The organism is Pirellulales bacterium, from assembly GCA_035533075.1.
Classification (GTDB): Bacteria; Planctomycetota; Planctomycetia; order Pirellulales; family JAICIG01; genus DASSFG01.
This window is the reverse complement of record DATLUO010000242.1, coordinates 20,885-40,777: the sequence shown is the minus strand read 5'-3', so window position 1 is coordinate 40,777 and position 19,893 is coordinate 20,885. Positions and strand designations below refer to the sequence as shown.

The window sequence follows — 19,893 nt, the reverse complement described above, 5'->3', positions numbered from 1 at the left end:
ATCCTTACAAGGACACCTGATTAGAGCAGACGGCCGCACTGATGGTCAGACGCCGTTCCGACGCAAGCACCCGCGTCGATGGACGACATGCTACCCGCCGCCCGTTGCCAGTAGTTTGGCCAGCGCCTGCGCCAGGCTCTCCAGCGCGCCGCGGTCGGGCAAGGTCACGGTCAGCCGCGGCTTGCCGTCGCTGTCTTCCTCGACGCAGGCGCCTAGCCCGGCGCGAAGGTTGGCGACCAACGACTCGGGCGGCGGCGGCGCCACCTCTTGCTGAGAAACCAACTCGCCCAAGAACTTGAACGCCGCGCCCAGCAACTCGCCGCCCGCCGCAGCCACGCGCTCGCGATGGCCTTCCGTCAGCCGGCGCGTTTCCTCCGTGGCCGCCTGCTTGACCGTCTCGTCGACCGGCGCTTCGGGCTTGGCGCCCAGCAAAATCTCCAGCCGGCTCTTCAACTCCTCCATGCCGGTGGACAAGTCGACGCGGTCCACCTCCGACTCGAAATCGAGCGCCGCCAAGGCCAGATCCTTTTTCGCGGCGATCGTGGCCAGCAGGTTGTCTTCGATGGTTTCCTCAGTGACCAAGACGTAGACCTGCACGCTTTGCGTCTGGCCCATGCGGTGTGCCCGTGCGATGCGCTGTTCGAGCACGGCCGGATTCCACGGCAGATCGACGTTGATCACCGTATTGGCCGCTTGCAGGTTGAGGCCCACCGAGCCGGCGTTGGTCGTGATAAACAGCTTGCACTCCGGATCGGTCTGGAACTTTTGAACCAGGTCTTGCCGCTGCCGCTGCGGCACGCTGCCGTCGAGACGCACGAAGTTGAGCTGACGCTTCTTCAACAGCGGCTCGATCAGATCGAGCATCGTCGTCCACTCCGAAAAGAGCACGACCTTGCGCCCCTGCTCCTCGAACAGTCGCTCGAAAAGTTCGTCGAGGTATTCCAGCTTGCTCGACCAGCCGGGCTTTTGTTTGTCGCATAGATAGGTGCTGTCGGCCGACATGCGGCACATCAAGAGTGCTTTTTGCAGCCGCAGCAAATCCATTTCGCTGATGAACTTTTTGCCCACGATCGTGGCCACGGTGTGCATGTGCCCCGCATGCAACGCGACCTGTTCGTCGGTGGGCGGAATGCGGATGATCTCGCTCGTCCGCGGCGGCAGATCCAGACGCACGCTGTCGCGCGTGCGGCGCAGCAGCACCGGCTTGAGCGCCTGGCGCAGGTCGGCCAGGTCCTTGTAGCCCAGCACCTTCCCCTTCTCGTCGATCACGCGGTGCTTATTGAAGAAGCGGAAGCCCGGCCCCAGCCGCCGGGCGTCGATGAACTGCACCACCGAATAAAGGTCGTCGAGCCGGTTCTCCAGCGGCGTGCCCGACAGCACCAGGGCGAACCGCGATTTGAGGCTCTTGACGACGTTGCTGGTCTTGGCCTCCCAGTTCTTGATCCGCTGTCCTTCGTCGAGAATGATCAAATCCCACTTGACGCGCTCGACCGACAAAATGTCGCGCAGCACCTGCTCGTAGTTGCAAATGGTGAAGAAGCATTCGTTGGAGTATTGGTTCCAGCGGTCGCGGGCGGCGCCGCCGATGAGTTGCACGTCTCGCTGGCAGAAGCGGTGAATCTCGCTGCGCCATTGCGACTTGAGCGACGCCGGGCAAACCACCAGCACCTTCTTGATATCGGCCTCGCGGGCCAGCAGCTCGGCCGCGCCGACGCCCTGAATCGTCTTGCCCAGTCCCATGTCGTCGGCCAGAATGGCCCGGCCCGCGCCGGCCGCGAAGGCCGCGCCGTCCAACTGGTACGGCAACAACGGCGCCTTGAGCAGCGAGGTGCGCAGCGGGTGATTGGCCGGGTCGCGGCGGATGGCGGCCATGCGCTCCCGCAAGCGGTCTTGCACCAGCCGCTGCTGGATGAACTCGTCGGCATCGGGATAGACCATCACCTCGTGGCCCAGCTTTTCGAGCTTCGCCAACCGGTCGATGAGGTCGTGCAGGTCTTCGATGGGCCGATCTCGCAAGGGACCGACGATCTTCGCGGCCGCCTCGTCCATTTTGTCCGGCAGCAGCCATCGCAGCGTCACGTCGCGCTCGTACCGCAAGTGCAGGCCGATGTGCTTGCGTCGATAGGTCCGCCGCAGCTCGGCCGCGTTGAACTTCCGCTTGATCTTGTGAATCACGTGCAGCACGTGCTTGCAGGTGCCCAGCGTGTTGGTGCGGAAATCGGGGCACGAGCAGAACGAATCGCCCGGCTCCAGGCCGCGCAGGGCGACGCGGTAGCTCTTGCCGGTCAGGCGATTGGTGACGGTGTAGTCGGTCCAGGGCCGCGCGGGATCGGCCGCTTCCAGCTTCATCTTTTCGGCCTTGGCCCGCTCCAGCCGCTCGGCCAGGGCCTTGGCGATCAGCTCCTCTTCACTCAGGCTGGCCACGGCCACGCGCTTGGGCGGCACGGCGGCCAGGCCCAGCGGCGTCTTGTCTTCGAGAATGAGCGAGAAGGCGGCGCCCACGTGCTTGCAGGCCCCGTCGCACGCGGTGCAATTCCAGTGAAGCCGGTCGCGGGCCTCGGCCATCAGCGTGATGGTCACGATCACCGGCTGGCCGTTGACGCTTTCGCCGGGAATTCGCAGGCGAAACAGGTCGTCGCCCAGATGGACGTGCTGGTCGATCTTGATCGACCAAAGATTGCCGCTCGTTTGAATGAGCCGTTTGCCTTCCGGGCCGAGCAGCTTGGCGGCTTCGAGAAACGTGAGGCGCGAGAGCTTGTCTCGCAAGGTGAGTCGCCTGCTGGGCAGGGTCTTCGTGACCAACGTCGTCATGACGGATCTCCTAATCTGGGTGACACCGAACAAGTTACCGATGGCGAGCGGCGATGGCAAGGGCCCGAGGAAGGGTTCGGGGTTCAGATTTCCAACAAAATCCGCGACGGTTCTTCAATCAGTTCTTTCACGTGCCGCAGAAAGAGCACGGCCTCGCGGCCATCGACGAGCCGATGATCGTAGGTCAGGGCCAGATACATCATGGGCCGCACCACGACTTGCCCGTCGCGGGCCACCGGCCGGTCTTGAATGGCGTGCAGGCCCAAGATGCCGCTCTGCGGCGGGTTCACGATCGGCGTCGACAGCAGCGAACCATACACGCCGCCGTTGGATATCGTGAACGTGCCCCCGTAGAGCTCCTCGATTTTGATCTTGTTGTCGCGGGCACGCTGGCCGAAATCGGCGATCGCCTTTTCGGTCTCGGCGAAGCTCATGCGGTCGGCCCCGCGCAGCACCGGAACGACCAGCCCTTTGCCGCCGCCCACGGCGATGCCGATGTCGTAGTAGTTGTGATACACGATATCGGTGCCGCGAATCTCGGCGTTGACCTGCGGAAACCGCTTGAGCGCCTCGATGACCGCCTTCATGAAGAACGACATGAAGCCCAGCTTGACGCCGTACTTTTCCTGGAACGGGTCGCGATACTTTTGCCGCAAGGCCATCACGGCCGACATGTCGACTTCGTTGAACGTCGTCAGCAGGGCGGCGGTCTGCTGCGCCTCGACCAGCCGCTCGGCCACGCGCCGCCGCAAGGGGCTCATGGGCACGACTTCGTCTTCGCCGCCGCCCGCCGACACAAGCACGCTCGTGTGCAGGGCGTCGGCCACCGCGGAGCGCTGCGGCGCAGGCTGCCTGGCGTGCTCCAAGTAGCGGTCGACGTCTTCCTTCAGCAAGCGGCCTCCGCGGCCGGATGCTTCGACTTGTTCGGCGGTCAGGCCGTGTTCGGCCAAAGCGCGTCGCGCGGCGGGCACGACCCACCGCTCGGATTTCTCGTGTTCTTTCGGCGCCGGCTGCGGCGGTTTGGCGCTCTCCGTTTTGGCGGCCGGTTGGTTCGCCGCCGGTTTTGCCGCCTTTGGCTTTGCCTGCTCATCAGGTTTTGGCGCCGGCGGCTTCTCGCCCGTCGGCGCGGCCGCTTGCTCAAGCTGTCCGATGACCTCACCGACGCTTGCCGTCTCGCCTTTTCGTTTGAGCACTTTGCTGATCTTGCCCGATTCCGGAGCGGGCAGCTCGACGGTGGCCTTGTCGGACTCAAGCTCGACGACCGGCTGGTCTTTCTCGACGAACTCGCCTTCGGCTTTCAGCCAATCGCCGATCTGCACTTCGCGGATCGATTCACCAACGATGGGGACTTTCAGTTCGATGCTCATGATTTCGGATTCAGCAATCCTGACTCTTCCAATTGCCGGGTGCCTGACCAACCCGCGGGCGGCCGGCGGCTATCGCTCCACCAGACTGCTCCGCGATCGACCCACGCTTGTCGGATCTGCTCAATGGGCTGCGTCGCATCGTCGTAACCGAATTCAGTGCCGCACGAGCGGTTAGGAGCAGAATGTGGCCAATTGAGAACTGATAGCGGGCCGGCGGCTCGCCGGATGGTTCGGTCATGAACGGGACTCCGGTGGACGTGGCCACAACCATTGGGCATCTTCGGAAATCGGAGAGACTCAAATTCCATACCATCTTATGCTCGCAACTGCCAACCGCGCTCATCTCGCCGAGTGTGATAAACTGCGATCACGGTGATTTGATCGTCGTCCACGCGGTACACCACCGCGTAGGGAAACCGGCGAACCAACGCCATCCGCAAGTCGCGATATACGATCGCGTGCAGCTCCGGGTGGCGGCAAATGCGATCAAAAACAGCTTCAACCGACATAAGGAACGGTCGCCGAGTCCAGCGCGCTTCTCGTCGTACCATCGCCGCGCCTGGGCCAAATCCGCTTCCGCTTCAGGGTTGATGATCAGCTTGAGGCTCAATCGGTCTTCCTCTGCAATCGCGCCTTGACTTCCTCCCAGGGAGCGCCTGCCTTGGGGTTGTCGCGGTATTGTTCCAAGCGACGGTCCAGATCCTGCCGGTGTGACTCGGTCAGTGTGAAGGCTTCGGGGCTGGCCGCGATGCTGTCCCAAATCTCTTCAACCAACAAGATACGCTCCGCCACACTGAGCCGATCAATCCCCAGCTCCTTCATCGATGCAGACATAAGCACCTCGCATTGCCGAAAACATTGGCCCACCAAACTCTACTTGTACCACGCGCAAGTCGATCGGTCGATCAAACGCCGCAATCGGTGGGCCGGCGCTCGCAAGCTCGCTGGTCCCACCCTACGCCTTTCCCCGCCCGGTTTAGTTCCCTCCGAACGTCTTGGCCAGCAAAATCTGCTGCTCCAGCTTGTGGCTGCTGTGCGAGCCGGTGGCGGGACTCGCCGCCGCGGGACGCGTGACGCCGGAAAACGGAAACCGCTCAAATAGCCGCTCGCCCAACTGCACCCGCAAGAACCGCCACGCTCCCATGTTCTCGGGCTCTTCTTGCACCCACAAGACCGGCGTGCCGTCAGCATAGACCGCCAAGGCCGCCCGTAGGTCGTCGAGCGGCAGCGGATAAAGCTGCTCGATCCGCACGATGGCCACGTCGCCGCGCCCCAACCGCTCGCGCTCGGCCAGCAGGTCGTAATAGATCTTGCCCGAACAGAGCAAGATGCGGTCCACGTGTTGCCCCTCCGGCGGCTTCTCGGCAATCACACGTTGGAACCCGCCCTCCGCGCAGTGGTCGAGCGGGGAGACGCACTGCGGATGACGCAACAGGCTCTTGGGCGTCATCATGATCAGCGGCTTGCGCCAGCGCCGCAACACCTGCCTCCGCAAGCAGTGAAAATACTGGGCCGGCGTCGTCAGGTTGACCACCTGAATGTTGTCGTCGGCGCCCGCCGTCAAAAACCGTTCCAGCCGGGCGTGCGAGTGCTCCGGCCCCATGCCTTCGAAGCCGTGCGGCAACAATAGCACCAGTCCGCTCAGCCGCCGCCACTTTTCCTCGGCACTGGTGAGGAACTGGTCGATGATCACCTGGGCCGCGTTGCAGAAATCGCCGAACTGGGCCTCCCACAGCACCAGTCCCGCCGGACAATCGAGACTGTAGCCGTACTCAAAACCCAATACGCCCGTCTCCGACAGCGGACTGTTGTAGATCTCGACCGGCGCCTGATCGGGCGAGATATGGGCCAGCGGCATATAGGTGTCGCCGGTTTCATAATCGTGCAGCACGGCGTGCCGCTGGCTGAAGGTGCCGCGGGCCGTGTCCTGGCCGCTCATGCGAATACGCATCCCTTCCGTCGCCAGGCTGGCCAGCGCCAAGGCCTCGGCCGTCGACCAATCGAGCGGCTTGCCGCCCTGTGCCATCTCCAGCCGGGCTTCCATGAAGCGTTTCAGCTTGGGGTGCGGATGAAAGTCGGCCGGCACCCGCGAAAGTGTTTCGAGCAGGCCCGCCAACCGCGGACGTTCGACGCCGGTGGCGATCGGCGGCGGCTCCGCTCCGCCGAGGTAACCCGCCCACACGCCGGAGAGCATTTCCCCCTGCCCCTTGAAATCGTCACGCCGCGCGGCCGACAGTTCTTGTTCGAGCTGCTCGCGGCGCATGGCCACGATCTTCTCGGCTTCCTCACAGGTGACGCCGCCCAGCATCAGGAGCTGCTCGAGATACGCCTCGTGAACGCTCATGCGGTCGTCGATCGCTTGGTAAAGCATCGGCTGCGTGAACGACGGCTCGTCGCCCTCGTTGTGCCCGCGGCGGCGATAACAGTACATGTCAATCACCACGTCGCGCTGAAACTCGCGGCGGAAGTCGAGCGCCAGCCGCACCACCTGGGCCGCGGCTTCGGGGTTCTCGCCGTTGACGTGGAAGATGGGGATTTGCAGCATCTTCGCCACGTCGGTGGCGTAGACGCTGGAGTGCAGCTCGGCGGGCGTGGCCGTGAAGCCGATCTGGTTGTTGACCACCACGTGGATCGTGCCGCCCACCGCATAGCCGGGCAACTGGCTGAGCATGAGCGTCTCTTGCACCACGCCTTCGCCCGCGAACGCCGCATCGCCGTGAATCAACAGCACCATGCCGTGCCGCCGTTCGGCATCGTCGACGCGGTCTTGCTTGGCCCGCATGCGGCCGACGGCCACCGGGTTGACGAATTCCAAGTGGCTGGGGTTGAAGCACAGCGAGAGATGGACCTGGTGGCCGGTGTCGGTCTGCCAATCGGTGCTGTAGCCGAGGTGATATTTCACGTCGCCGCGGCCAAGATGCAGCTCCGGCTCGCGATCTTCGAACTCGCGGAAGATGAGTTGCGGCGACTTGCCCATGATGTTGGCCAGCACGTTCAGCCGCCCGCGGTGGGCCATGGCCAGCACAATCTCGTCGACGCCCTGTTCGCCGGCCTCTTCGATCGCCAGATCCAAAAGCGGAATCAGGCTCTCGGCCCCTTCCAGCGAAAAACTTTTTGCCCCGACGTATTTCTTTTGGATGAACTCCTCGAAGAGGTGGGCGTTGGTCAGCCGCGTGAGAATGCGCAACTGCTCCTGGCGCGTGAGCTGCGAGCGGTTCTCGCTGGCCTCCATGCGGTCTTGCAGCCAATGGCGGACGCTCAAATCGTCGATGTGCATGAACTGCACGCCGATCGAGCGGCAATAGGTGTTGCGGAGGTGCTCGACGATGTCGGCCAGGCTCAGCGTATCGCCGCCCGGAATGGTGTCGATCGAAAACTGGCGCGCCAGGTCGGCGTCGGTGAAATGATAGAATTCGAGATCGAGTTCGGGCTGATGGGGCCGCGGCAGGTTGAGCGGGTTGATCTGGGCGGCCCGATGCCCGCGCACGCGGTAGGCCCGGATCAACTGGTCGACGCGATCTTGCAGATTGGCGACCTGGGCGACCGGCATGGCCGCCGCGCCGTCGCCGCCGGGGCGCGGGTTGAACAGGCTGGCCGGGCGAAACGTCGGCCGCGACTTCCAGCGATGTCCGGCGCGGCCGTTCGAGGGCCGGCCCAGGGCGTCGAAATAGGCCCGCCACTGGGCATCGACCGATTGCGGGTCGCGCAGGTAATCGTCGTAGAGTCCCTCGACGAAGGCCAGGCTCAAACTATCGGGCAGGGTTGGTGTTGCGTCCATTCTTCGACGGTGCAAGTTGGCTTCGAACAGGCAAGGTTTCGCCGTTTTATTGTATCGCAACGGCAAGAAAGGTGGTGGTTGGGGTTGGGGGTTGGAGGGCTGATTTGCTTGTGAAAAATAAAAATCAAGCGCGCCGCCTGGGCCATCTAAGCTGGTCGGGGCCAGCCGTTTGCGGCCGTACGGGAAAAAATGGACGCCGACTTGTACCAGCGCAAAGGCTGCGAAGACGTCGGACGCCATGCCGCCGGCTCGCCCGGCGGTTACCGACGTTCGCGCTCTAACGAGCGGCACGCCAAACCAAGCATCGTCGCCGTGCGGCTTCCCGACCAAATCCGTGCCCATCCGAGTCATCCGTGGTTGTCAAAGGCGCGCAGGAAACGTCCTTCTGCGGAGCGGACCGTGCGAAGCTTGCTGCGCCGCTCCTCGTCCGTGCAAATTTGCACGAACGGGAAAAACCCGAGGGATTTCATCATCTCGTAGTTCCGTAGGAGGGATTCGCGGTCGAGGGATGAGAGATGAGGGATGAGAGATGAGTCGATCCCCCGCGCTCCGACGCAGTTGGCCGCAACATGGCGAGCGACGGGGACCATCGAATTCGAAGACATCGTTTTTTGGGTCGCTCCCCTGCCGCCGTCGGCCTGGAACACCTTTCAGCAGCAGACCGGCGGCGAGCGCGTCGAATCGGGCCAGAACGTGGTGCGCTCGAACGACTCGTGCGGCTCTACGAGGCCTGGCAAGAAAGACGCCGCCGCCCGTTGGCGCGATAAGCTGCCGGCGGCCAAGCCTGAGAAGAAATCATAGTGCGTCCATGAGGTCGCGGCAGGTGTGCCGGAAAGGCGCGCGAATGCGGACTGTCGCCGTGCGAAACCGCACACGGCAAGTTCTACAAGGGTCACTGGTGGTATTGGCTTCCCTCCGGCCAGTGGGCCGTTGATGAAAATCAAAGCGGGCTCACCCTTCCTGTTGGTATCGGCCGCCTCCGCCGTCACAATCAGCAAAATCGCGCGTTTTGCTCGACAAGGCCAAATGTGCCGATTATGACGCTAGGCGGCTTTGCCGCGCCGCTTAACTCAAGCCGATCGCCGTCCGGATGGCTATTGAAATGCAAGACGCTCCCGCGCGGAACCTGCCACGTCGCGTCGGAGCACTGCTCAGCGGCCTGTTGGCGTTGGCGGCGGCGGGCGGTACGCACAGTTGGGCGCAATCGCCGACGCGTTACGCCCGAACCTCGGCCGGGGCGACCGCCGGACTGGCCGGCGAATTCGGCCGGCCAGACATCTCGGCCGCCGCGGAGCGGACTTTTGCCTTCCCGCAACTGCGGCCGTTCGGCGATCCGCAATTCGCCGAGGAGTCGCCCGACGACTTTCAACTCAGCACGCGGGCCTATCTGTCGCCGCCGCCCGCGGCGAGCGGTTCCGCGCTGGGCACGGTGGCGCCGCTGAGAGGCGGGAACCACAGGGCCACGAGCGACGCGCGTTCGGATAGCCGATATTCGGTCCTCCCCACCCCGCCCGGCGAAAACCTGGGCACCGTCGGCGGCAGCGGCGAACGCGGCTTCGCGGACGGGGGGCCGGAAGAACTCTATCGCCCCGACATGCCGCCCCAGAAAAGGAAGATCAGCACCTACTTCGCCGACGGACTCACCTGGCGCAGCAACGACAACTACTTTCAGTTGACGTTTCACAACCTGACGCAGTTCGACCTGCGCGTGTTTCAGCCCACCGGTGATCCGTTGGTCGACAGCTTCGTCCTGCCTCGCCAACGCTGGTACTTCACCGGCCACGTCTCCAATTACGTCAGGTATTACACCGTCATCAACCGCGACTACGGCCCGCTCGATGTGCTGGACGCGTTCGCCGACTTCAGCCTGGCGGGCAACGCCACCAACGAGCGGGACGCCGATCGCGAAGCACTCGAAGTGCGCGTGGGCCGGATGAAAACGCCCTACACCTATGAATATGTCAAAATGGCCGAAAACGACCTGATCGCGCCGGAACGCTCGGTGTTCGTCGCCAATCTGTCGGGCGACCGCCAGTTGGGCGCCATGGCCCACGGCCGCCTGCTGGAGCAACGCTTGGAATACGCCGTGGGCGTGTTCAACGGCCAGCGAAACTCGTTTCAGGACTTCAACAACGGCAAAGACCTGTACACGTTTTTCAACAGCACGCCGTTTCTGCTGACCGGAATGGAAGCCTTGCGGCAGCTCAATCTGGGCGGCTCCTTCAACTTCGGCCGCGAACACAATTCGCTTTCGCCCAACGCCTTGCGGACCGCCAACCAGGTCAATTCTTCCACAGCCGTGGGCAGCGTCTCGCCCGGCTTTTTGACGTTCAATCCGGGCGACATCGAGAACGGCCCGCGGATGCAGTGGTCGGCCGATGTGGCCTATTACTACCGGAGCCTGGGCATCTTGTCGGGCTACCAGGGCGGCTTTCAGGATTATTCGACCAGCGCCGCCACGCCGTTGCGAACGCGCGTGCCCATGAGCGGCTACCAGGTGACGCTGTTTTACTTTCTCACCGGCGAAGAGATCTCGCCGCGGTTGCTCGAGCCGCGCCGACCCTTGGGGCGTGTGGATGGCGTGCGGGGCGAGAACCCCACGCGGCGCATCGGGGCCATCGAGCTTTTCAGCCGCTTCGCCAACCTGCACATGGGCGCGGATGTGCTCACCTCCGGCCTGGCGACCAGCACCTCGGCCAACAACGCCAACGTGACCGACGTGGGCGTGAACTGGTATCTGAACGCCTACGTCAAGCTCACGCTCGATTGGCAGTACGGCGCCTACAACCGGCCCGTGGCGCTCACGACGACCGGCACCACGAGCTTCAACAACCTGTTTTGGTTCCGCTCGCAGATTTATTTCTAGCCGAGTGGCCGGCCCGGCCTTGCAAAGATGTAAACCTGCCGGGCGCTGCCCTGCCACGGCCGCCGGCTAGAATGCCAATAGATCAATTGCGGGTCCGGCGCCATGACAAAGCGCGCCTCAGGGCAAGGGGACAAGCGGAGAGGCGCTTGTCGGCCGCGGCCGAACGAAGGTGAAAGCAGATGCTCAAAATGACGGTGATCAGTGGCGCGGTGGGCACCACGCTGAAGCTCGAGGGCGTGTTGAGCGGGCCGGACGTGGACGAACTGGATAGATGCTGCGGCATTCTGCAAGCGATCGGCGGCGGGCGACCGCTGTGCGTTGACCTCACGGACCTGATGTCGGCCAGCCCCGAGGGCGAGGATCTGCTCGATTTGATGCGCCGAGACGGCCTCATGGTCGTCGAAGGCGATCGCCGGTTTGGGCGCTCGTCGATCGCGTCGCACGCTGCACAGCCGGCGGGTCGGAGCTCGCCGTCGGATTCAAGGCGCGAGGGCCCGTGGTTTGCTTTTACCCACACCGCGTGGAGATGACGGGGGCAACCCTCCGCGAGTTCGGAAAGGAAATCAATCATGTTGAATTTCATCGCTCACGGCGCCGCGGCGGTTGCCACCGCGCTGATTTCCTTCGGCCTGCCGAAGGTTTTGATCGTCCTCGTCCTAGCGCTGTTGGCAGGTTTGCTCACGGCCGACGCCGACACGATTGTCTGATAGCCAACCGGGCACGGCGCTCAGCTCGTGCGCGCGGCCACTGCGTCCGACGTCGCGGAACCTAACGGCTTTGTAAGAGACCTCGCGCGCGAGTTGCTTTACCTGTCCGCCGCGGGCATGCTAAACAAGGAAGTCGCGTGTGGGCCAGACGCCCCACTTGCCGGCGGTGCCTTGGATTTGACGGAAACACGATCTGCAAAGGAGCGGATGACCATGGCGGTCCGGTTTGGGAAATTGATGGGCCTCAGGGGCTGTTTCATTGCCATTTCCACCACGGCGGTGGCGGTGCTCATCCGCTGGGTGGTCGATCCGTGGGTGGGCGACACGGTGCATCTCGTGACGCTTTACGCGGCGGTCGCCGCCACGACCGCCTATGCGGGCTGGCGGCCCGCCCTGCTCGCCACGGTTCTTGGCTACTTGGCGTGCAACTACCTGTTCATCGAGCCCCGCGGCGCTTGGGCCGTTCAGGACACCGAGCGTCTCGGCCTGTACCTGGTTACGTGTTTCATTATCGTCGGCGTCGGAGAAGCGCTGCGCGTGGCCCGAAATCGCGCCGAGGCCAATTGGCGATATGGTGTCGCCAAGCAAAAGCGACTGCGGGAAGAGATTCTCAGGCGGAAGAAGGCGGAAAAAACGCTCCGGGAGGCGGACCGGCAAAAAGACGCCTTCTTGGCTATCGTGGCGCATGAGCTGCGCAACCCGCTAAGCGCCGGCCACGGTGCCCTGCAACTTCTCCGACAGTCGGGGACCGACAAGCAGATCGCCGACGAAGCGCATACGATCCTTGAGAGGCAGATCACCAACATGGTGCGACTGGTGGATGACCTGCTCGACATCGCCCGGATTTCGAATGGCAAAGTCGAACTGCAAAAGCGGCGGACCGAGTTGGCGGTGATGTGCAACGACGCCGTCGAAGCCAGCCGTCCGCTCATCGATCGGATGGGCCATGTACTCGACGTGAAGTTGCCCACGCAGCCGGTGTACCTGGAAGTCGATCCGTTGCGGCTCACGCAGGTTTTGTCGAATCTGCTGAACAACGCCGCGAAGTACACCGGGCCGGGAGGCCGCATCTGGCTGACGGCCGAGCAACTCGACGGCGAGGCCGTGGTGACGGTCAAGGACACGGGCCTCGGCATTCCCCATGACATGTTGCCGCACATCTTCGACATCTTCACTCAGGTCGACGGGGCGCCGCAACGTTCGCAGGGCGGCCTGGGCCTGGGTCTGGCGCTGGCGAAACGGCTGACCGAGCTGCACGGCGGCAGAATCGAGGCCAACAGCGCAGGGCCGGGAGCGGGGAGCGAGTTCACCGTGTCTCTGCCGGTCAAGCTCGGTGCGGCCACCAACGAACCGCCGCCGGAGGGAGAGGCGGACTTTGCCGATAAACAAGTCGTTTCCATGTCCACCGGATGAAGCCGGTTGTGGCGGGAATAAGAAGTTCATCGACTGTGCCGATGATGACGGTAGGCGCGGCGGGCTCTTCATGGTTTCCGCTTGTCAACGAGCCGCTGCCAATGCAACTCCATTCCCGCCATGCCGTTTTGCCGTCAAAACCTCTCTATTTTCGCCATGAACAAGTGCCGATGAGATGCCGGACGATACCGGGGGGAGTCTCCGCTGCCGCGAGTTGGTCTTGCTGCGCGTGCTCGCGGTCTGGTTGGCCGTCGCCGCCCGTGGCTGCGATGCGCTGGCACAATCGCCGGCGACGATTGCAAGAACGCCCCTGACGATCGGGCAAATCACCGATCAATTCGACGCGCCGCCGAGCGGGCCGGGCGACGCCCTTTCGCAGCCCACGTTTGTCTTTCCGCAACTCGGGCCTTTGGGCGGCACGGTGTCCGGGCAGGGCGACCTTCGGCCGCCTCGCGGACCGCCAAGCGGCGCCGACTGGGGTGCTTCCGAGGACGTGCGGGAACCCTATCGCGCCGACATGCCACCGATACGACGGAAAGTCGGCACCAGTTTCGGCCGCGGGTTGACGTGGAAGAGCGACGACGGTTTCTTCGAATTGGCGTTCCACGACCTGACGCAGTTGGACCTGAGGGTCTTCAACCCGACCGGCAACCCCTTGGTCGATAACTTCGTGATTCCTCGGCAACGCTGGTATTTCGAGGGCTACGTTTCTCAGTATGCCAGCTACTACACCGTCATCAACAAGGGCTACGGCTCGCTCGACGTCTTGGATGCGTTCGCCGACTTCAACTTCGAAGGGCGTCCCATGTCCGGCGAGCGGCTCGACCGGAGAAAGTTGGAGGTCCGCGTGGGGCGCATGAAGACGCCCTACACCTATGAATACAGCGAGATGTCGGAGAGCAATCTCATTGCTCCCGAGCGTTCGGTCTTCATCGGCAACATGGCGGGCAATCGCCAACTCGGAATGATGGTCCACGGCGATGTTTTGGAGAACCGGCTGCGCTACGCCGTCGGCGTCTTCAACGGCCAGCGGCGCTCGTTTCAGGACTTCAACAACGGCAAGGATCTTTATACCTATTTCAGCAGCCGGCCGTTTTTGAAGACCAAGGTCGAGGCCCTGCAACAGCTCAACTTGGGCGGTTCGTTCAACTTCGGCCAAGAGCACAACCCGCTGCAGCCGGCGACGTTGCGGACCGCCAACGATCAAAGCCGACTGGATCAGGCGGCGACCGTCTCGCCCGCCTTCCTGACCTTCAATCCCAACGACCTCGAAAACGGACTTCGGATGCAATGGGGGGCCGACGTGACCTACTACTACAAGAGCCTGGGCATCATGTCGGGCTACCAAGGCGGCTTCCAGGATTACTCGACCAGCCCCACCACTCCGGTGCGCACGCGCGTGCCGTTGAGCGGCTACGAGGTCTCGCTGTTCTATTTTCTTACCGGCGAGGAGATCACGCGCCGCGGCTACTTGCTCCAGCCGCGCAACCCGTTGGGCGAAATCGGCGACACGCGGGGCGACAATCCCCGGCGCGGCTTCGGGGCGATCGAGCTGTTCGGCCGTTTCGCCAACATGCACCTCGGCGGCGATGTGCTCTCGTCGGGGCTGGCCACCGCCACCTCGGCCAACAACGCCAACGTGACCGATATCGGCTTCAACTGGTATCTCGTGCATTACGTGAAGCTCACGGTCGACTGGCAATACAGCGAGTACAACCGACCCGTGGCGCTCACGCCCGGCAGCACGACGAAGTTCAACAACCTGTTCTGGTTTCGGTCGCAGATCTATTTCTAGAACTGGGCCTGCAGCCGCGTGGCGAAGATATCGGTGTTGCTCTTGCCGTACACCGGATTGTCCAGCCAGGCGTGAATGTAGTTGATCTGCAGCTTGACGTTGGCGTGCAGATACCAGTTCAGCCCGGCGGTGTAGTCGGTGAGCCGTCCGCCTTGCACGTTCTTGCTGTCGAGATCGACCCACGAGAGGCGGCTGGCCACTTCCCAGGCGCCGTGGCCCCAGCCTTGCCCCTTGCCCACGATAAAGAAATTCTCGAAGGGCTTCACGGCTCCCAGCGTGCCGGAGGGCCGGGTGTAGGGGCGATGCTCGCCGGTCAGGAAATAGCTGGCTTGAAAGTAGGCGCCCTGCATGAAGGCCACCGGGTTGTGAATCTGGCTGACCGTGGTCCCCATCCATTCCGACTGAAAATTGAACGCTCCCCAGGAGCCGGCCAGTTCGGTGCCGTAGACGCTGAAATGGTCGGTGTTGAGCGTGCCGGAGTCGACGAAGAAGGGGGTGCCGTTGAGAGGTCCGGGCAAGGTGACGCCGCTGTTGCCGATGGCTCCCGAGGATTGCTGCGAACCGATGAAAACCTCCGGCGTCGCGCGGTAACGGAAAGCATTGCCACCCGGATAATTGAGCTCGTAGGCCGCCCCCAGGTGCAGGTAGTATCGGCCGCCGGACGGCTCGTCGTAGTAGGGCAGCCAAGTGGCGCGTCCGGTGCCCGCCCAGCCGCCGCTGTTGCCGATGTCGCCGCCGTAGGGATCGGCCAGCCCGCGGGTGAACGAGCCGGCCCAGGTCGCCCGTCCCGACTCCAAGTGGTTGTACATCAGCACGCCCAGTCGGCGGAAGGGAGCAAAGGCGTTGACCGGATTGGCCCGTTCCAAGAACTCCAAACTGCGGGCGCTTTGCAGCTCATCCAAGCTGAACGGCGCTTTGAAATAACCGGCCCGAATGGCGCCGATCCAGGGAAGGTTGGTGGCTTCGGCCCACACGTCACGGAAGCTGGGGTGCCCGGCCAGCGCGAAATCGAGCTCCATGAAATAGTTGAGGTTCTCGGCCGCGTTGCCCAGCAGGGCGATGCGCGCGCGGCGGAAGTCGGCGCCGTTTTGCAGCGTGCCGAAGGTCTTCTCGCTGTTTTGGTCTTGTGAAAAGAACCCGGTATCCTGCTGGAAAAAGCCGCTCACCGACATATTGGGATAGCTGACGGGCTCCTCTCCCGGCCCCGAGATGCGCGGGGCGAACGGCTGGAAGCTGTCGGGGTCGCGGCCGCGAAACAAGATGCCTCCGCTGATCTCTCCCGCTTGCAGTCGGCGCCGAAGGTCTTCCAACTCCAACTCCGTGGCGCGCACTCGCCGACGGTAACCTTCCTCGTTGTTTTCCGGCAACTCGGGCCCTTGGAGCAGAGAGCGGATATTGGGCGCGCGGGGCGGTTGCAGGGCGACCGGCGCGGGTTGTGCCGCGGGAGGCGGGGCGACCGGCGCGGTCTGCAGCGCGGCCAGGGAGGGCCCGGCCGGGGTTGTTTCCGCCGGTCCCGACGCGTCGGCGGACATCGCGTCGCTGAGGGACGGCACGGTCCCCGTGGCCCCGGATTGGGCCCGCGCCGACGGCGGGTCCAAAACGGCGGCCGCCAGCATCAGTAGGACGCACGAATGCCGTACGTTCACGACAGATTCTGCCTCGTGGGGAAGGAAAGCCGGGCAGCTCCGCCGGGATGGCCCAAGTGGCAAATGCGATGGAAGTGAAGTGGGCCGTATTCTTAGCCAAAGCGGCCGCGCGCGGCAAGGGCGATATAACGTCCGCCCTCTTTGTGCTGGCAATCGGTGTGGATAAGGGTTGACACTTGGGGACAGGTTCTTTCCACCCTTTGCGAAATCGCGGTCTGGTCGTCGGGCAACGTTGCCGACGGCGTTGAGCCAAAGGGCAAGCCATTACTCGCGTGCCGCACAAGCGTTGCGCGTCTTTTCGCCAGGGCAGCGGCCGTTTGGGCGCAACGATTGCAAGGCATTTTACATCACGCGGCCGAGAATGAGACCTTGGCGGTGGCTGCGCAAATGACCACGCGCTGGGTAACATGGATTATCGAGAAGGGTAGGGCGCTAATCCGCGGGCCGGCTTGGCCCTGCCTCGCTCGAGACCAATCGTTCGCCTCTGGCAATGTTGGCGTCGCTATGTGGAAAAAAGTCGTCGCTCCCACCGCGCTGGTGAGCTTGTTCTGGGTGGTGGTGAGCTGCGGCACATCGTACGTCCTCAATCAATTGGACGAGACGCAGACGAGCCTGCTCAACCAAAACCGCAGCGTGATTCAGGCGGCCGGCGGCATGCAAGAAAACCTGTGGCGATTGCAGGCCACGCTGCTGGAAGCCGCCGAGTTGTTGGAAAAACGGAGCGGGGCGCGCGTGCGCTTCCGGGCCGACGCGGAGCGGATCGAAGCCGCCTTCGACGGGGCGCTGGCGCGGGCCAGCGAGAACAGCTCGACGGCCGACGAAAAGGCCCTGATCGTTTCAATCGGCGAGGCTTTCGCCAAATACCAGGCTTTTTCGCGCGAGCAGCTTGCGCGAACGGGCCTCTCGCCGGAAGAAGCCGCCAGTTCGGTCGATGCGGCGATGCGGCTGGCGCGGGCCGTGGCGAAGCCGTGCGACGACCTCTCGGAGGTGGCTCAGCGGTTGACGAGCGAGGCCTTCCAACGCCTGGACCGGCTCCGTGGCAGGGTTGAAGCCGCGCGCATCAGCTTCATCATCATCGGTCCCGCGGTCGGCATTCTGCTCGGGCTGTGGGTCGCGCGCGGCCTGCACCATACGATCTCTGAAATCAGCGTCACGCTGCGCGGGGCCAGCGGCGACCTGGACCAGCAAATCGGCCTGGTCGAAGTGCATCCCACGGACGAGCTGAACGGCCTGCCGGCGCTGCAACAACAAGTGCAGGCCGTATCGGGCCGCATCAAGCAAGTGGTCACGGAGCTGCAGCGCACGCGCCGCGAAGCGGTGCGGGCGGAACGCCTGGCGGCCGTCGGCGAGCTGGCCACCGGCGTGGCGCACGAGTTGCGCAACCCGCTGACTTCCGTCAAGCTGCTGATCCAGGCCGTGCAGCGAAACCAGGCGGCGGCGACGCCCGATGCCGAGCGGCTGCGGGTCGTCGAGCAAGAGGTGGCCCGCATGGAGACCACCATTCGGGAGCTGCTCGATTTTGCCCGGCCGCCCAAGCTCCGCCGCGTGCGCCACAACGTGCGCGACACCTTGCGGCGGGCACTGACGCTCGTCGCCAGCCGCGCCCAGCAGGGCCACGTCGTCATCGAGGAGGAGCTTGGCTGCGTGCCCGCCCCGGTCGATGCCGACCCCGAACAGTTGGACCAGGTCTTTGTGAACCTGCTGTTGAACGCCATCGAGGCCATGACGGGCGGCGGGATCTTGCACGTGGCGATCGACCGCGGCGCGAATTCCTCGGACGGACTGTTGCGGATCGTGTTTCGCGACACGGGCACCGGCATTTCCGACGAGGTGATGTCGCGGCTGTTTGAGCCGTTCGTGACCAGCAAAGAACGCGGCATCGGCCTGGGGCTGGCCATCAGCCGCAGGATTATGCAGGAGCACGGCGGCAGCCTGACCGCTTCCAATCCGCCGCCGGGCGGCGCCATGTTTGTCGTGGAAGTGCCCTTGGCCGAAGCCGGGGAGCAAGGCGGCCTCACGGGCAGCGACAGTCCCACTTCGCATCGGGCCTCGGAGACGTTCTTTGAGCAAACTGTTGAAGCTGCTCGTCATTGATGACGAGGCAAACATCCGCTACAGCATCGGCCAGGTGCTGGCCGACGACCGCATCGAGGTGCTGGAGGCGGCCACCGCCGAAGAGGGACTGCGCCTGGCCGCCGAGCACTCGCCCGACGTGATCCTGCTCGACATCCGCCTGGGCCAACGCTCCGGCCTCGATGTTTTTCAGGATCTGCGCGAGATCGACCCCAAGAGCCTGGTGATCTTCATCACCGGGCATGGCACCACCGACACGGCCATCGAGGCCATGAAGGTCGGCGCCTACGACTATCTCGTCAAGCCGCTCGACGCCAACCAGCTTCAGCAGATTGTGGAGCAGGCGTTTTCGATCAGCCGCATGATGCATGTGCCGGCCCTGCTGGAGGAAGGCGAGCGTCCGCAAGACCGGCCCGACCTGCTCGTCGGTTCGGGAGCGGCCATGCAATCGGTTTGCAAGCAGATCGGCCGCGTGGCCCCGCAGAACGTGAACGTGCTGGTGTTGGGCGAAAGCGGCACCGGCAAAGAGTTGGTGGCGCGGGCCATCTATCACCACAGCCAGCGCAGCCGTTCGCCGTTTCTGGCGATCAATTGCTCGGCCATCCCCGAATCGCTGTTGGAAAGCGAGCTGTTCGGCCACGAGCGCGGTGCGTTCACGGGGGCCGAACGGCGGCGGATCGGCAAGTTCGAACAGTGCCATAACGGTACGCTGTTCCTCGACGAAGTGGGCGACATGACCGCCAACACGCAGGCCAAGATTTTGCGGCTGCTGCAAGAAGGCCGCTTCGAGCGCGTCGGCGGCAACGAGACGATCTCGGTCGACGTTCGCGTGATTGCGGCCACCAATCAGAACCTGGAACGGCTGATCGACGAGAACCGGTTCCGCAAGGACCTGTATTACCGGCTGCGGGGCGTGACCATCCACCTGCCACCCTTGCGCGAGCGGCGGGAAGACATCTCGGAGCTGGCGCACTATTTCCTGTTCCGTTATAACCGGCAGATCGGCACCACCGTGCAGTCGATCTCGCCGGCCGCGCTGGAGCTGCTGCAAAACTACGACTGGCCGGGCAACGTGCGCGAGCTGCAAAGCATCGTGCGCGAGTCGCTGATCGTCTCCGCCGGGCCGACGATTCTGCCGGAGTTCTTACCGGCCGAAGTGCGGCGCGGCCTGCCCGGTCCTGCCGCCCCGACGCAAGACGTGGCCGACTGGCAGCACTTGCCGCGGCAGGTCGAGGCCTGGATCGCGGCGGGCGAGACCGACCTCTACCGCCGGGCGTTGGAGCACTTCGACCGCTTGATGATTCGTCGCGCCATGGATCAGGCCGAGGGCAACCAGGCCCGCGCCTCGGAACTGCTCGGCCTGAGCCGCGTTACCTTGCGGGCCAAGCTCCGCGCTCTCGGCATGCAGGTGGGCAAGGTATTGACCGAGTAGGGTGG

At 63.9% G+C, this 19,893-nt stretch carries 14 protein-coding genes; 8 read left to right on the top strand and 6 right to left on the bottom strand.

The features are described from left to right. Nucleotides 1-90: 90 nt before the first annotated feature. The 5 genes from VNH11_30205 to VNH11_30185 all read right to left on the bottom strand — a co-directional run bounded on the left by VNH11_30205 (nucleotide 91) and on the right by VNH11_30185 (nucleotide 7,956). Complete coding sequence (locus VNH11_30205; GenBank protein ID HVA50658.1) at nucleotides 91-2,811, bottom strand: DEAD/DEAH box helicase; 2,721 nt, start codon at nucleotides 2,809-2,811, stop codon at nucleotides 91-93. An 83-nt stretch (nucleotides 2,812-2,894) separates the two neighbouring features. Beyond that, nucleotides 2,895-4,178 (bottom strand): 2-oxoglutarate dehydrogenase complex dihydrolipoyllysine-residue succinyltransferase, encoded by a 1,284-nt coding sequence (gene odhB, locus VNH11_30200; protein HVA50657.1) that lies wholly within the window; start codon nucleotides 4,176-4,178, stop codon nucleotides 2,895-2,897. A gap of 314 nt (nucleotides 4,179-4,492) precedes the next feature. Further along, entirely contained in the window at nucleotides 4,493-4,729 is a 237-nt protein-coding gene (locus tag VNH11_30195) for a type II toxin-antitoxin system RelE/ParE family toxin (protein HVA50656.1), read from the bottom strand. 55 nt (nucleotides 4,730-4,784) lie between these two features. Next, nucleotides 4,785-5,012, bottom strand: coding sequence for an addiction module protein (locus VNH11_30190; protein ID HVA50655.1), 228 nt, complete (start codon nucleotides 5,010-5,012; stop codon nucleotides 4,785-4,787). 142 nt (nucleotides 5,013-5,154) lie between these two features. Next, nucleotides 5,155-7,956 carry a 2-oxoglutarate dehydrogenase E1 component gene (locus VNH11_30185; protein ID HVA50654.1) on the bottom strand — a complete coding sequence of 934 codons (2,802 nt, stop codon included), beginning with the start codon at nucleotides 7,954-7,956 and terminating at the stop codon, nucleotides 5,155-5,157. A 522-nt stretch (nucleotides 7,957-8,478) separates the two neighbouring features. On the opposite strand from VNH11_30185, the gene VNH11_30180 reads away from it, so the two are divergent. The 6 genes from VNH11_30180 (at nucleotide 8,479) to VNH11_30155 (ending at nucleotide 14,737) form a co-directional block, all read left to right on the top strand. Then, entirely contained in the window at nucleotides 8,479-8,757 is a 279-nt protein-coding gene (locus tag VNH11_30180; protein ID HVA50653.1) for a hypothetical protein, read from the top strand. 301 nt (nucleotides 8,758-9,058) lie between these two features. After that, a complete protein-coding gene (locus VNH11_30175) occupies nucleotides 9,059-10,822 on the top strand; it encodes a porin (GenBank protein HVA50652.1) in 1,764 nt (587 codons plus the stop codon). A gap of 179 nt (nucleotides 10,823-11,001) precedes the next feature. Then, nucleotides 11,002-11,352 carry a hypothetical protein gene (locus VNH11_30170; protein ID HVA50651.1) on the top strand — a complete coding sequence of 117 codons (351 nt, stop codon included), beginning with the start codon at nucleotides 11,002-11,004 and terminating at the stop codon, nucleotides 11,350-11,352. 39 nt (nucleotides 11,353-11,391) lie between these two features. Continuing rightward, nucleotides 11,392-11,529, top strand: coding sequence for a hypothetical protein (locus tag VNH11_30165; GenBank protein HVA50650.1), 138 nt, complete (start codon nucleotides 11,392-11,394; stop codon nucleotides 11,527-11,529). Between the two features lie 213 nt (nucleotides 11,530-11,742). Continuing rightward, nucleotides 11,743-12,942, top strand: coding sequence for a HAMP domain-containing sensor histidine kinase (locus VNH11_30160; GenBank protein HVA50649.1), 1,200 nt, complete (start codon nucleotides 11,743-11,745; stop codon nucleotides 12,940-12,942). A 175-nt stretch (nucleotides 12,943-13,117) separates the two neighbouring features. Beyond that, nucleotides 13,118-14,737: a porin gene (locus VNH11_30155; protein ID HVA50648.1), complete on the top strand. Its 1,620-nt coding sequence runs from the start codon at nucleotides 13,118-13,120 to the stop codon at nucleotides 14,735-14,737. On the opposite strand, the gene VNH11_30150 is transcribed toward VNH11_30155, so the two are convergent. Continuing rightward, nucleotides 14,734-16,383 (bottom strand): porin, encoded by a 1,650-nt coding sequence (locus VNH11_30150; GenBank protein ID HVA50647.1) that lies wholly within the window; start codon nucleotides 16,381-16,383, stop codon nucleotides 14,734-14,736. The two genes, VNH11_30155 and VNH11_30150, sit on opposite strands and share 4 nt — an antisense overlap. Before the next feature lie 504 nt (nucleotides 16,384-16,887). On the opposite strand from VNH11_30150, the gene VNH11_30145 reads away from it, so the two are divergent. Both VNH11_30145 and VNH11_30140 read left to right on the top strand, forming a co-directional pair. Continuing rightward, a complete protein-coding gene (locus VNH11_30145) occupies nucleotides 16,888-18,477 on the top strand; it encodes an ATP-binding protein (protein HVA50646.1) in 1,590 nt (529 codons plus the stop codon). After that, nucleotides 18,446-19,888 (top strand): sigma-54 dependent transcriptional regulator, encoded by a 1,443-nt coding sequence (locus VNH11_30140; GenBank protein ID HVA50645.1) that lies wholly within the window; start codon nucleotides 18,446-18,448, stop codon nucleotides 19,886-19,888. The genes VNH11_30145 and VNH11_30140 overlap by 32 nt, the downstream gene beginning before the upstream one ends. The last annotated feature ends 5 nt before the right edge of the window (nucleotides 19,889-19,893 follow it).

Bases quoted from the DNA above. Each gene is read 5' to 3' on its own strand.
- VNH11_30205 (HVA50658.1), bottom strand. From the start codon at position 2,811: ATGACGACGTTGGTCACGAAGACCCTGCCCAGCAGGCGACTCACCTTG.
- odhB (HVA50657.1), bottom strand. From the start codon at position 4,178: ATGAGCATCGAACTGAAAGTCCCCATCGTTGGTGAATCGATCCGCGAA.
- VNH11_30195 (HVA50656.1), bottom strand. From the start codon at position 4,729: ATGGTACGACGAGAAGCGCGCTGGACTCGGCGACCGTTCCTTATGTCG.
- VNH11_30190 (HVA50655.1), bottom strand. From the start codon at position 5,012: ATGTCTGCATCGATGAAGGAGCTGGGGATTGATCGGCTCAGTGTGGCG.
- VNH11_30185 (HVA50654.1), bottom strand. From the start codon at position 7,956: ATGGACGCAACACCAACCCTGCCCGATAGTTTGAGCCTGGCCTTCGTC.
- VNH11_30180 (HVA50653.1), top strand. From the start codon at position 8,479: ATGAGAGATGAGTCGATCCCCCGCGCTCCGACGCAGTTGGCCGCAACA.
- VNH11_30175 (HVA50652.1), top strand. From the start codon at position 9,059: ATGCAAGACGCTCCCGCGCGGAACCTGCCACGTCGCGTCGGAGCACTG.
- VNH11_30170 (HVA50651.1), top strand. From the start codon at position 11,002: ATGCTCAAAATGACGGTGATCAGTGGCGCGGTGGGCACCACGCTGAAG.
- VNH11_30165 (HVA50650.1), top strand. From the start codon at position 11,392: ATGTTGAATTTCATCGCTCACGGCGCCGCGGCGGTTGCCACCGCGCTG.
- VNH11_30160 (HVA50649.1), top strand. From the start codon at position 11,743: ATGGCGGTCCGGTTTGGGAAATTGATGGGCCTCAGGGGCTGTTTCATT.
- VNH11_30155 (HVA50648.1), top strand. From the start codon at position 13,118: ATGCCGGACGATACCGGGGGGAGTCTCCGCTGCCGCGAGTTGGTCTTG.
- VNH11_30145 (HVA50646.1), top strand. From the start codon at position 16,888: ATGTGGAAAAAAGTCGTCGCTCCCACCGCGCTGGTGAGCTTGTTCTGG.